Here is a 12,333-nt window from a genome sequence, read left to right as displayed (position 1 = left end):
ACGGCGCTCTTCACCGCCCCACGGCCGTCCGGCCCGTCCTTCCCGGCGGCCGCCCGCGCAGCTGACGCAGGCGGCGGCCGCGTGCCGTCGGGCCCCAGGGCTTGAGCACCGAGATGGCGGTCAGGAAGACGTAGAGGGAGAGCGCGACGGCCGGCGCCGCGACGAGGTCGGTCTCGGGCGGCACCGCGCGGCCCGCTGTCACCGCGGCCGACGCGGTGTTGATCTGCGTACGCAGCGCGAAGACGGTGGCGGCCACCGCGCCCAGGGTCAGCCAGAACTTGGTGACCACCCAGCGGTGCCGGGCCAGGCCCCAGGGCGTGCCGAGCGACAGCACGAGGCCGGACACCAGGGTGAGCAGCGCGAGCGGGACGATCAGCCAGTCGATGAAGACCTTCATCGCGCGGTAGGCGGCCCCGGCGAGGTCCACGGCGCCACCGGCGGCACCGGGCCCGTCGGCAGCGGTCGCCGCCGCGATACCGAGGGCCAGGAGCCCGAGCGTGAGCCCGAGCCAGCCGACGGAGACGACGACGTGGACGACGAGGAAGGCCCGGCGTACGGGCCGGCTGAGCTGCCGCATGCCACCACCGTCCCGCCCGCCGCCCCGCCGCGCGTCTGACGGCGGGAGTATCCGCCCGTACGCGCGGACGAGTACGGCGTACCCGGCCCCGCCCGGCCCGCCCACGGCCAGGCGTACGGCGCGCCCGCTCCCCTCCCCGGTACGCCCGCGGCCCGGCCTCTCGCCCACCCGGCCCGGCCGTCCTGAGCCCGGCGGCCTACCCTCGCCCTCATGGCCAAGCTGCATCTGTTCGACCTGGACGGGACGCTGCTCCACCGCTCAGCCGCCGCGGTGGAGATCGCCCGGCAGCTCGGGCTGGAACGGGAGACCCGCGAGCTGGAGCGTGCCTTCGCGGCCGGCGAGCTGACGCCGCCGCGCTTCGCCCAGCTGGCCTGCGACCTGTGGACCGAGCTGACCCACGCCGATGTCGAGGCCGCGTTCGAGGCGGCGCCCTGGCTGGCCGGCATCCGGGAGGTGTGGGCGGACATCCGCGAGCGCGGGGAACGCTGCGCTGTGATCTCCCTGTCGCCGTCGTTCTTCGTGGAGCGGCTGCTGGACTGGGGCGCGGACGCCACGTACGGCTCGCGCTGGCCGGAGCTGCCGTTCCGGGACCGGGTGGACCCGGCCGGCATCCTGTCCGCCGGCGCGAAGGTGCGGATCGCCGACGAGCTCTGCGCGTCGTTCGGGCTGAGCCGGGCCGACTGTGTGGCGTACGGGGACTCCCGCTCCGACGTGGACCTGTTCGCGGCCGTTCCGGCGTCTGTCGCCGTGAACGCCGACCACCACGTGAGCAGCCTCGCGACGTTCGCGTACGGCGGGCGGGACCTCCGTGAGGCGTACGCGCTGACGCTCGGGGGCACGGCGTAGGGCGGGCCGGCGGCCGCGTCACCCGGAGCTCACCGGGGGTTCACCGGGGTGTCGGTGCGGCGCCGGGAAGCGGGGCTTGTGTATTCGACCGGTGCCGGTATGGTCGGATCCGGTTCAGTGGGCGCACGCGTCGTGAGGGGTCCCCCGACGCACGTCCGGAGCCCGCCAGCCTACGGCAACGACCCTTGCACCACCGGGACTTCGGGCTGTCCACCGGTCCGTGCGGGTGCGGCCTGACATGCTGCGGAGGCGTGCGGAGACGGAACTGCGTGGGATGTCAGACCGGCCGGAGCTGCCCCGTTTTCATGGGTGTTGCCCGGCCAGCGGTTACCGATCAAGAATGCGAAGACGTTTCCCGACCGTTCGAGGCGAGGCAGACCATGGACGCTCCGACCACCGAGTCGGCCGGTAACGGCGCCGACGGTGACAGTGGCGCCTGGGGTTGGTTCACCCCCTCTCCCGCCAAGTCACCGGAGAGGCGCACAGAGGCCCCGGAGGAGCAGCCTCCGGGCACGGAGACACCGGCAGCCGCCGCTGCCGACGGCCCCGCGCCCGCCCAGGCGCCCGGCGCCCACGGCACCACCACGCTGCCGCCCCGCCGGGCGGTCCCGGCGGAGGCCGTGCCCGCCCCGGAATCCGCGCTGGAGGCGTCGCTGCGCGCGCCACGTCCCGTGGCCCCCGAGGCGTCCGCCGACGCGCTGCTGATCCGGCGCACGATGGCGGAGATCGAACCGGTCGCGGACGAAGTCACCTCGTACTTCTACGCCCTGCTCTTCGTGCGCTACCCCGAGCTGCGGCAGCTCTTCCCGGTCTCGATGGGCGAGCAGCGCGACCGGCTGTTCAGGGCGCTGCTGACCGCGGTCCAGCGGGTCGACGACGAGGGGTCGCTCACCGACTTCCTGGCGCACCTGGGCCGCGGCCACCGCAAGTACGGCACGCGGCCCGAGCACTATCCGGCGGTCGGCGAGTGCCTGCTCGGCGCGCTCGTCCGGTACGCCACGGTCAGCTGGGACGACCAGGCCGAAGGCGCCTGGATCCGCGCGTACACCCGGATCTCGCAGATCATGATCGACGCCGCCGCCGAGGCCGAGGCCACCTCGCCCGCCTGGTGGGACGCCGAGGTGGTCGCGCACGAGATGCGCACCTCCGACGTCGCGATCGTGACCGTGCGGCCCGACCAGCCGTACCCGTTCCTCGCGGGGCAGTACACCGGGGTGGAGACGCCCTGGTGGCCGCGGGTCTGGCGGCACTACTCCTTCGCGGCGGCGCCCCGCTCGGACGGGCTGCTCTCCTTCCACGTCAAGGCGGTGCCGGCGGGCTGGGTCTCCGGCGCGCTGGTGCACCGGGCGCGGCCCGGCGACGTGATCCGGCTCGGTCCCCCGGCAGGCTCGATGACCGTCGACCACACCACCGACAACGGCCTTTTGTGTCTGGGCGGCGGCACCGGCATAGCGCCCATCAAGGCGCTGATCGAGGACGTCGCCGAGCACGGGCGGCGGCGCCCGGTGGAGGTGTTCTACGGTGCTCGCAGTGATCATGATCTGTACGACATCGACACCATGCTGCGGCTGGAGCACGCCCATCCGTGGCTGTCCGTGCGCCCGGTGGTCTCCGGCGGGCCGGCGGGCGGCGTGCCCAACAGCATCAGCGGGCGGCTGCCGGACGCGGTTCGGGAGTACGGGCCGTGGGGCGAGTACGACGCGTACGTGTCGGGCCCGCCCGGCATGATCCGCAGCGGTGTGGACGCGCTGGTCGGCGTCGGCGTCCCCTCCGACCGCATCCGGCACGACGCCGTTGAAGAGCTCGCCGCGGCGGGGGAGTAGTTCTTGAGCAACGACGACAGCGGCCGCTGGACGGACCGGGGCGAGTACGCGGGCGGCAGCCCCGCCGGGCGGCCGGCCCGCAGGCCGGACGAGTTCCGGGGCGGCCACGCGGACCGGTACGGGGAGGACCCCGCAGGTCCGTACGTGGACGGCCACGGAGGCGAGTACCGGGACGGTTACCCGGACCAGATCACCGTCCGCGGCCGGACCCAGGACGAGTACTCCTACGACGGGCGGCCCGCTCAGGACGCGTACGCGTTCGAGCAGCCGGGCCCGGACCGGTACGGGTACGAGCAGCCCGGCCGCGACCGGTACGGGAACGCGCAGCCGGGCCCGGGGCAGTACGGCTACGAGCAGCCCGTCGCGCGGGTGCCCAGCTGGGCCGAGGAGGAGCCGGCCGAGCGGCCCGGCAGCGACGGCGAGCACGGCGTGCAGCGGCAGCTGGGCACGACCGACCGGGCCGACCGCTTCTACCGCGACCAGGTGCTGGACCACCTCAACTCCCGCATGCGGGAGTTCGTCGGCCGTCAGGAGATGTTCTTCCTGGCCACCGCCGACCGGCACGGCGAGTGCGACTCGTCCTTCCGCGCCGGCCCGCCCGGGTTCGTGCGGGTGCTGGACGAGCGCACCCTGGCCTACCCCGAGTACCGCGGCAACGGCGTCATGGCCTCCCTCGGCAACCTCTCCGAGAACCCGCGGCTGGGCATCCTCTTCATCGACTTCCTCCGCGACCGGATCGGCCTGCACGTCAACGGGCGGGCGTGGGTCGTCCCGGACGAGGAGATGCGGGTCCGCCACCCCGACCTGCCGGTCGACCCGATACCCGGCCGGCGCGCCCAGCTGTGGGTGGCGGTCGAGGTCGAGGAGGCGTACATCCACTGCGCCAAGCACATCCCCCACCTGCAGAAGGTGCCGCGCCAGGAGCCCGGCGAGCGTGCCTGGGGGACGGACGACGCCAAGCGCAAGGGCGGCGACTTCTTCGGCGCTGCGGCCGAGGCTGCCGACCGGGCGCCGTACCGGCGGCGCGAGGACCAGCCCGTTCCGCGGCGTCCGGCCCCGCCCGCGCCGGTACCAGCGGACGAGCCCGCCGAGGAACCCGTGCACACCCGCGCCGCTCAGCCCTCGTCCTTCCAGGAGGAGGCCGAGCGGGTCCTGGCGCTCGTACAGCAGCGGGCGGCGGCCGACTCGGGAGACTTCCGCGGCTGGTTCGGCTGAGTCGAGTAGTCAGCACCCCGTTGTTTCACGTGAAACATCGGGAAACGCGAGAAACGGGACATGTTTCACGTGAAACGGCCGACCGGTCGGCCGGCCGGTCAGCCCAGGTCCGGCGCGTGCAGCGCCCGGATGCCCTCGATGTTGCCGTCCAGGTAATGGCGCAGCGAGAGCGGGACGACCTCGACGGAGGCGATGCCGACGCGGGTGAACGGCACCCGCACGATCTCGTACTCGCCGCACGGATCCTCCACCTCGGGGCCGTGCCGCCGGCTCAGGTCCATGGAGTCCAGCCGGCAGACGAAGAAGTGCTGCACCTTCACGCCGTCCACGCCGCCGTCCGTGAGGTGCTCGACCGTGTCGACGAAGGCCGGCACGACGTCCTTGACCTTGGCGCCCAGCTCCTCGTCCACCTCCCGGTGGAGGGCGTCGATGACGGTGGCGTCCTCCGGCTCCACACCGCCGCCCGGCGTGATCCAGTACGGGGCCCGTCCCGGCTTGGTGCGCTTGATCAGGATGAGGTCGTCACCGTCGAGCAGGATCGCGCGGGCGGTGCGTTTGACGACTGGCCGTACGGTCATAGGGGACAGATGCCGCTTTCGACGGCTGGTGAAACCCGAGTCTTGAGGGACGCATGACTTCTGGCCCGAGCGGGCCGGAGCAGCGCGGAATCCGCGCCGGTGAGCGTCGGAACGAGCCCCTCCGCGCCGTTCACCACGACGTCGCCGCCTGCAGCAGCCACTCGTGCGCACGCGCGATGTGCGGCAGTGCCAGCGTCCCGGTGCGGACGACCAGGAAGTATGTGCGCAGCGGTGGCACCGGCGGGTCCAGCAGCGGGACGACCTCGCCGCGGTCCAGCGCGGGCGCCGCGAGGTAGCGCGGTACGACGGCGAGTCCGGCGCCGGCCGCCGCACAGGCCAGCACCGCACGGAGGTCGGCGGCTATCACGGCGGCGGGCGAGGGCGGCCGGGTGTCGAAGACGGCGGACCAGTAACGGGTGACCAGGGGCAGGCTCTCGTGGACCTCGACCACGGGGGCGGTGTCGAGCGCCTTGAAGCCGCGGTCCTGGATGACGGCGGGGCCCCCGAGCCGGGAGGCCCATCGGGGCGAGGCGACCAGGACGTGTTCCTCGTCGCACAGGGGGGTCGCGGTGAGCAGTCCGCCGCGCGGCCGGGCGGTGGTGACGGCGAGATCGTGGTGGCCGGCGGCGAGCCCGGCGAGCAGTTCCTCGGCGGAGCCGAAGGAGGTGCGGACGGCGAGGCCGCGGTCGATGAGCGGGGCGAGGGCCGGTAACGCGCGTTCGGCGGTGAATTCCGGCGGCCCGGCCAGATGGAGGGTGCGGGTGAGGGATTCCTCGTCCAGCCCGGCCTCGGTGATCTCCGTGAGCGCGTCGAGGTGCGGGGCGATCTTGTGCGCGAGCTCGTCGCCGACGGTGGTGGGGGTGACCCCGCGTGGCCGGCGGAGGAACAGGGGGCGGCCGAGTTGGCGCTCCAGTGTCCGTATCTGACTGGTCACCGCGGGCTGGGAGAGACCGAGGAGAGCGGCGGCACGCGTGAAGGAGCCGGCCCGGTGCACGGTGACGAAGGTGCGCAAGAGCGCCAGATCCATCCATACTCCCTTCGCCTGGGAAGCCTGCTCGCGTGCCAACTATAAATTTGTCGATAGGACTGTGTCGCTAGCGTGATTGGACACTGACGCTGAGTCAACTAGCCTTGATTGTGCGGTTCGTTGCGCATTGAACCGACGGCGGTCCGAGCCAAGAGGGGGGAGGCTCGGACCGTCTGCTGTGCGTACGGCCGGATCCGCTCGGCGCCGGGACCCGGCGCGCTGCCGGGGCCCGGCCCGAGTACCCGAGTGCTGCGCAGCTCAGTCCTGTGCCGCCAGGGTCAGTTCCCGGCGGCCCGGTCCAGCGCCCGCAGCACGTCGGCGACCAGGTCGTCGGGGTCCTCGACGCCGACGGAGAAGCGGATGAAGCCCTCCGGCACGGCGTCGCCGCCCCACCGTCCGCGGCGCTCGGCCGTGGACCGTACGCCGCCGAAGCTCGTCGCGTCGTCCACCAGCGTCAGCCCGGCCAGAAACCGCTCCGCGTGCGCCTTGTCCGGCAGGACGAAGGAGACGACGCAGCCGAAGCGGCCGGGCCGCATCTGGGCCACCGCGCCCTTGTACGAGGGGTCGGTGGGCAGTCCCGGGTGGCGCAGCCCGGTGATCTCGGGGCGGTCGCGCAGCGCCTCGGCCAGCGCGAGCGCGCCCGCCGCCTGCCGCTCGACGCGCAGCGCGAGCGTGGCCAGCGACCGGTGTGCGAGCCAGCTCTCCATCGGGCCGGGGATCGCGCCGACGGTCTTGCGCCAGTGCCGCACGGAGTCGGCGAGCGCCGGGTCGCGGGTGGTCACGTAGCCCAGCAGCACGTCGCCGTGGCCGGTCAGCGCCTTCGTCCCGCTGGCGACGGAGAAGTCGGCGCCGAGGTCGAGCGGGCGCTGGCCGAGCGGCGTGGCGAGGGTGTTGTCGACGGCGACGAGGGTGCCCTGGGCGTGCGCGGCCGCGGCGAGCCGGCGGATGTCGCAGACGTCCAGCCCCGGGTTGGACGGCGTCTCGAGCCACAGCAGCGTGGCGCCGTCCAGCACGTCGAGCTGCGCGTCACCGGCGGTGGGCGCGGTGCGGACCTCGACGCCGTACCCCTCCAGCCGCTCCCGTACGGCGGGCATGAGCTGGTAGCAGTCGTCCGGCAGCACGACGACGTCGCCGGTGCGTACCCGGGCGAGGAGGACGGCGGAGATCGCGGCCATGCCGGAGGCGAAGACCGCGGTGTGGGCCGGCTCGCCGGGCGACTCCAGCTCACTGATCGCCTCTTCGAGGAGGGTCCACGTCGGGTTGGAGTCGCGGCCGTAGGTGTAGGGCCCGGTCGCGTCGCCCGGCAGGTGGTAGTGGGCCGCGAAGACCGGTCCGGGGAGGGCCGGCCGGTACGCCGCCGGGTCGGGGAGGCCGGCGCGTACGGCCCGGGTGCTGTCTCCTGTCATGCGCTCTCCGCCTTCTCGTGGTCCGGGTCCCGCCCGGCCAGTTCGCCGCGCACGACCGTGAGCAGGTCCTCGCTCGCGGCTTCCACCATGGCCAGGCAGTCCTCGAAGCCTGCCATGCCGCCGTAGTACGGGTCGGGAACGTCCAGGTCCGGGATGGGCCTGGCGTGCGTCACCGGCTCCGGGAGGGTGCAGGCGCGCAGCAGCCGGACCTTGGCCGCCGCTGCCTCCGTCGGCGCCATCGCACGCAGGTCACGCAGGTGCCCGGAGTCCAGCGCGATGATCAGGTCCAGCCGCGCGAACCACTCGGGATCGAACTGCCGTGCGGTGTGCGTGAGCGCGTACCCCGCCTCCCGCAGGACGGCCAGGGTGCGCGGGTCGGCGTCGTCGCCCTCGTGCCAGCCGCCGGTGCCGGCGCTGTCGACGACGACCCGTTCGGCGAGGCCGGCCTCTTCGACGCGCGCTCTGAAGACGGCCTCGGCCATCGGGGAGCGGCAGATGTTGCCGGTACAGACGAAGCAGACGCGGAAGGGCGTGACGGAGGTCAAGGGCGGTCCCGGGAGACGGAGGTACGGGTCGGTCGGGGCGGGGGCGCCGGGCTCAGTCCTCGTCCGGCAGGATCACGTGCAGCGCCCAGGAGACGACCGAGACGATCAGGCCGCCCAGTACCGCGGTCCAGAAGCCGTCGACGTGGAAGGCCAGGTCGAGCTTGCCGGCGAGCCAGGAGGTCAGCAGCAGCATCAGGGCGTTGATCACCAAGGTGATCAGTCCCAGCGTGAGGATGAAGAGCGGGAACGACAGCAGCTTCACCACGGGCTTCACCACGACGTTGACCACGCCGAAGATCAGCGCGACCAGGATCAGCGTCCACACCTTGTTGCCGGTGCTGGACCCGGTCAGCGTGATGTCGCTGAGCAGCCAGATGGCCACCGCGAGGGCCGCGGCGTTGGCGATCGTCTTGACGAGGAAATTCTTCATGGTGGGATCGTCGCAGACACGACGGATCGAACGAGGGGTACGCGGGTGATGAAGGCGTTCAGACTGGAGGAGCTGGAGGCGGAACGGGCCGCGAACGACGGCGCGTACCTGCAGTTCCTGCGGGAGCGCAACATGTCGGCCGGGCTCTACGCGCTGGACGCCGGCAGCAGTGATCCGCAGGCGCCGCATCACCAGGACGAGATATACCTCGTGGTGAGCGGGCGCGCGTCGATCACCGTGGGGGTGGAGACGACGCAGGTCGCCCGGGGGAGCGTGGTGTACGTACCGGCCGGCGTGCCGCACAAGTTCCACCACATCACCGAGGACCTGCGGGTCATGGTGATCTTCTCGCCGCCGGAGGGCTGAGCCCGCTGCGGGCGTCCTCCCCCTGGAAGCCGAGGCGGACGTTCCGTGTCCCGTAGGGGACGGTTCAGGGGACGGCCGGGGCTGCGGGGCCCCCGCGGGACCGGGCGCCGCCCTAGCATCGATGGTGCAGGGCGGGACCGGCCAGATACCGGGCGGACCGGGCGGACACGCAGAAAGCGGGGCAGAGCAATGGCCGTGAAGGAGATATTCGCGGGACTTCCGTGGTGGGTGAAGTGGGTCGCGGTGCCCGTCATCCTGATCGTCGTCTTCGGCGGGCTGATCGGCAGTGTGGTGGGCTTCCTCATCGGCCTGCTCTTCAAGATCCTGCTGGCCGCGGCGCTGATCGCCGGAGTCGTCTACCTGGTGCGCAAGTTCACCGGATCGTCCTCGTCGTCACGTGGCGAGTGGTGAGTTCCGCGCGCGGCGGACGCTGAGCGCCGGCACCGTATCCGCATCACCGGGCGTCCCGTTCTCCCTCCGGGGAAACGGGACGCCTTTTCGCTGCCATTTGCGAACTGGTGTTTGGGGCGCTCGCGCCCAACGGGCTTCCGGGTCAGCCAGGAAATGCGCCGCCTGAGGTAATTCGCAAGCTAATCGACCTGCCGCCCGGAGGCTCACGTTAGAGTGCGGACGCGGGGCACCTCCCGGATGCCGGCGGTACGGAATGGCCGGCCGGGCCGGACGGTACGGACGGGCTTCCGGGAAGCGCTCGCGGCACGGGCGCGGGGCCCGGGCCCGGGGTCCCGGCCCCGGCGAACTGTCCTGGGGGTATGTCTTGGCCACGCCGAACGACACAGCCACCGCTCCCCCGACGCTGATCGGCTCCGTGCAGCGGGCGCTCCGCCTCCTGGAGGCGGTGGCCGGGCATCCGCACGGCGCGCCCGCCAAGCAGCTGGCCAGGGAGGCCGGTTACCCCCTTCCGACCACGTACCACCTGCTGCGCACGCTCACCCACGAGGGCTATCTCCAGCGTGAGAACGGGGTGTTCGTGCTCGGCGCGGCCGTCGACCTGATCACCAGGGCCGGGGCGCACCGCCGCCGGCACGCACGGATCGCCGAGGCGCTCTCGGAGATGGGCCGGGAAGTGGGCGCCGCGGTCTACTTCGCGGTGTACCGCGAGGGCGAGGTGGAGGTGGTGGCGGTGAGCGACGATCCCGCCCGGCCGCCGGTGGAGGAGTGGGCGGACTTCCGTACGACCGCTCACGCCCACGCGATAGGCCAGTGCCTGCTGGCCCAACTCGACGAGGAGGCGCGGAAAGATCATCTGGCCCGGCACCAAGTCCAGTCGCTCACGCCGCATTCCGTGCGGAGTGAAGATGATCTCCTGCACCGTTTGGATACGGTGCGTAAGTACCAACTCGCTGTCGAACGGGAGGAATATGCCGTCGGCACGGTGTGCGCGGCAATTCCCATTCACGTCGGTTCGGCTGCGGCCACGGTGGCGATTTCTCTCCCCGCAGGTGAGGCGGATCGACTGCCGTCCGTAACCGAAAAGGTACAGAGGATGGCAGAGTCGACCCTTATGACGCTGGCCTTCTCTATCAGTATCTGAAAAATTACTCCTTGTGATCTGTCGGCAACTGGCCGACGATGGCGTCAATAGCGGTCGGCGGGTCATTACCGGCCACTTCGATCAAGTAGTGCGGGGCAGTGGTTGATGAGCCAGACAGTTCAGGCAGAAGTGATGATGAGCTTCATCGTCTCCGAGGAGCTCGCCTTCCGGATCCCGGTGGAGCTGGATTTCGACAGCGCCGATCCCTATGCCGTGCGCTTCACCTTCGATCTCCCCGGCGATGCGCCGGTCACCTGGGCGTTCAGCCGGGAGCTTCTGCTGGACGGCCTGAGCCGGCCGGCCGGCGAGGGGGACATCCACGTGGCGCCCGTCTCGGGGGCGCACCTCAGTGATGTCTTCGTCAGCCTCCAGGTGGGCGCGGAGCAGGCGCTCTTCCGCGTCGGCGCGGCACCGCTGGTCGCGTTCCTGGACCGTACGGACCGGCTGGTCCCGCTCGGCCAGGAACAGATCTGCGGCACGCTCGACGCGGAGCTGGACCGCATCTTCGCCAACGCCCAACGGGCGGGCTGAGCGTCCGGTCCGGCCCGGTCAGCGCTTGCGGCGACGGCCCCGGCCGCCGCGCCTGCTGCCCGGCTGTCCGGGCCCCGGACCGGTCGCCCGGCCGGACTCCGCGGTGCGCCCGCCCGTCCTGGTGCGGTCCGCCGAGACCACCAGCACCGCGAGCAGCGTCGTCAGCGGTACGGACGCGACGAGGCCGATGCTGCCCACCAGCGTCCTGACGATCTCCTCGGCCACCACCTCGCTGGTGGCGACCGTACCGACACTGCTGCGCGCGATGGAGAAGAGCAGCATCAACGGCAGCGCGGCGCCCGCGTACGCCAGCACCAGCGTGTTCACCACCGACGCGATGTGGTCCCGCCCGATCCGCATCGCCGCGCCGTAGATCCGCCGCCGGGTCGCGGTGGGATCGGCGTCCCGCAGTTCCCACACGGCCGCGGTCTGGGTGACCGTCACGTCGTCCAGCACACCCAGCGAGCCGATGATGATCCCCGCCAGCAGCAGTCCGCGGATCTCGATGTTCGGGTAGAGGCTGTGCACCAGCCCCGTCTGGTCGTCCGTGTTGCCCGTCAGCTGTCCCCAGCCGATGAAGAGCGAGCCCAGCACCCCGATCAGCAGCAGCGACGCCAGCGTGCCCAGCACCGCCACCGACGTACGTGCCGTCAGGCCGTGGCACAGGTACAGCGCGATGAGCATGATCGCGCTGCCGCCGACCACCGCCACCAGCAGCGGATTCGACCCCTGCAGGATGGCCGGCAGGATGAACAGCGTGAGCACCGCGAAGCTCGCCGCCAGCGCGACCAGCGCCAGCACCCCGCGCAGCCGGCCGACGACCACCACGGCCAGCGCGAACACCGCGGCCAGCACCCACATCGGGAAGGAGCGGTCCACGTCCGTGACCGAGTACTGCAGGTCCCGGGGCGCCTTGGGCGCGTACGCCACGACGACGTCCTGGCCCTCGGTGTAGCGGCGCGAGGCGTCCGGCGTCACCACGGTCTTGAACCGGTGTCCGGTGTCCTTGCCGCTGGTGACCTCGATGGTCGCCTGCTCGCAGCTCTGCGCCTGCTGCGCGCCGCTGGGTCCGGTCGGCTGCTGTTGCTGCTGCATCTGTTGCTGCTGCTGCGCGTTGACGTCGGCGCAGTCCACCTTCACCAGCCGGACGACACGCGCGGTCTGGGTCTCCTGGTCGAAGCCCACCCCCGACGGCTTGTGCGCGGGGGCGCCGCCGGGCCACAGGGCGATCAGCCCCACCCCCACGGCGAGGGCGAACGGGATCAGCACCGCGGCGATGACCTTGCGCAGGTGCCGGGACACGGGGGCCGCCGGACCGTGGCCATGGCCATGGCTGTGGCCGTGTCCGTGCGCGGGTCCGGACGCCGGGACATGGTCGTGCGACTGGGGGTCGGGCTCGTTGCGGGTCACCGCCCGATCATCCAACAACTCACCGGG

14 protein-coding genes are annotated in these 12,333 nt (G+C 72.2%); 7 read left to right on the top strand and 7 right to left on the bottom strand.

Annotated elements, in window-relative coordinates; translation table 11 throughout:
* Window positions 1-10 precede the first annotated feature (10 nt).
* Entirely contained in the window at window positions 11-577 is a 567-nt protein-coding gene (locus tag C3486_RS11195; protein WP_103832475.1) for a DUF2269 domain-containing protein, read from the bottom strand.
* Between the two features lie 210 nt (window positions 578-787).
* Here C3486_RS11195 and C3486_RS11190 point away from each other — a divergent pair, with 210 nt between their 5' ends.
* The 3 genes from C3486_RS11190 (at window position 788) to C3486_RS38755 (ending at window position 4,461) form a co-directional block, all read left to right on the top strand.
* Window positions 788-1,423 carry an HAD family phosphatase gene (locus tag C3486_RS11190; protein ID WP_103832474.1) on the top strand — a complete coding sequence of 212 codons (636 nt, stop codon included), beginning with the start codon at window positions 788-790 and terminating at the stop codon, window positions 1,421-1,423.
* 380 nt (window positions 1,424-1,803) lie between these two features.
* Window positions 1,804-3,246, top strand: a complete 1,443-nt coding sequence (locus C3486_RS11185) for a globin domain-containing protein (RefSeq protein ID WP_103832473.1) — start codon at window positions 1,804-1,806, stop codon at window positions 3,244-3,246.
* A gap of 3 nt (window positions 3,247-3,249) precedes the next feature.
* Complete coding sequence (locus C3486_RS38755) at window positions 3,250-4,461, top strand: pyridoxamine 5'-phosphate oxidase family protein (protein ID WP_374936851.1); 1,212 nt, start codon at window positions 3,250-3,252, stop codon at window positions 4,459-4,461.
* 98 nt (window positions 4,462-4,559) lie between these two features.
* On the opposite strand, the gene C3486_RS11175 is transcribed toward C3486_RS38755, so the two are convergent.
* The 5 genes from C3486_RS11175 to C3486_RS11155 form a co-directional block, all read right to left on the bottom strand.
* Window positions 4,560-5,039 (bottom strand): NUDIX domain-containing protein, encoded by a 480-nt coding sequence (locus tag C3486_RS11175; protein ID WP_103832472.1) that lies wholly within the window; start codon window positions 5,037-5,039, stop codon window positions 4,560-4,562.
* Between the two features lie 130 nt (window positions 5,040-5,169).
* Window positions 5,170-6,066 (bottom strand): LysR family transcriptional regulator, encoded by an 897-nt coding sequence (locus C3486_RS11170; RefSeq protein WP_103832471.1) that lies wholly within the window; start codon window positions 6,064-6,066, stop codon window positions 5,170-5,172.
* A gap of 278 nt (window positions 6,067-6,344) precedes the next feature.
* Window positions 6,345-7,472 carry a cystathionine gamma-lyase gene (locus tag C3486_RS11165; protein ID WP_103832470.1) on the bottom strand — a complete coding sequence of 376 codons (1,128 nt, stop codon included), beginning with the start codon at window positions 7,470-7,472 and terminating at the stop codon, window positions 6,345-6,347.
* Window positions 7,469-7,954 carry a low molecular weight protein-tyrosine-phosphatase gene (locus tag C3486_RS11160; protein WP_103832532.1) on the bottom strand — a complete coding sequence of 162 codons (486 nt, stop codon included), beginning with the start codon at window positions 7,952-7,954 and terminating at the stop codon, window positions 7,469-7,471. The genes C3486_RS11165 and C3486_RS11160 overlap by 4 nt, the downstream gene beginning before the upstream one ends.
* A 115-nt stretch (window positions 7,955-8,069) precedes the next feature.
* Window positions 8,070-8,447, bottom strand: coding sequence for a phage holin family protein (locus tag C3486_RS11155; RefSeq protein ID WP_103832469.1), 378 nt, complete (start codon window positions 8,445-8,447; stop codon window positions 8,070-8,072).
* A gap of 48 nt (window positions 8,448-8,495) precedes the next feature.
* On the opposite strand from C3486_RS11155, the gene C3486_RS11150 reads away from it, so the two are divergent.
* The 4 genes from C3486_RS11150 to C3486_RS11135 all read left to right on the top strand — a co-directional run bounded on the left by C3486_RS11150 (window position 8,496) and on the right by C3486_RS11135 (window position 10,896).
* Entirely contained in the window at window positions 8,496-8,813 is a 318-nt protein-coding gene (locus tag C3486_RS11150; protein ID WP_103832468.1) for a cupin domain-containing protein, read from the top strand.
* 189 nt (window positions 8,814-9,002) lie between these two features.
* Window positions 9,003-9,224 carry a DUF5326 family protein gene (locus C3486_RS11145; RefSeq protein WP_103832467.1) on the top strand — a complete coding sequence of 74 codons (222 nt, stop codon included), beginning with the start codon at window positions 9,003-9,005 and terminating at the stop codon, window positions 9,222-9,224.
* A 364-nt stretch (window positions 9,225-9,588) separates the two neighbouring features.
* Window positions 9,589-10,365, top strand: a complete 777-nt coding sequence (locus tag C3486_RS11140; RefSeq protein WP_258052707.1) for an IclR family transcriptional regulator — start codon at window positions 9,589-9,591, stop codon at window positions 10,363-10,365.
* A 105-nt stretch (window positions 10,366-10,470) separates the two neighbouring features.
* Window positions 10,471-10,896, top strand: coding sequence for an SsgA family sporulation/cell division regulator (locus C3486_RS11135; RefSeq protein ID WP_103832465.1), 426 nt, complete (start codon window positions 10,471-10,473; stop codon window positions 10,894-10,896).
* Window positions 10,897-10,914: 18 nt separating this feature from the next.
* Here the strand turns inward: C3486_RS11135 and C3486_RS11130 are convergent, their stop codons facing one another.
* Window positions 10,915-12,306 (bottom strand): YibE/F family protein, encoded by a 1,392-nt coding sequence (locus C3486_RS11130; protein WP_103832464.1) that lies wholly within the window; start codon window positions 12,304-12,306, stop codon window positions 10,915-10,917.
* Window positions 12,307-12,333 lie beyond the last annotated feature (27 nt).

It is taken from the genome of Streptomyces sp. Ru73 (assembly GCF_002920575.1).
In the GTDB taxonomy this organism is placed as follows: domain Bacteria; phylum Actinomycetota; class Actinomycetes; order Streptomycetales; family Streptomycetaceae; genus Streptomyces.
Note: the sequence above shows the minus strand (reverse complement) of the source record. Positions and strands in the feature narration are given on the sequence as shown.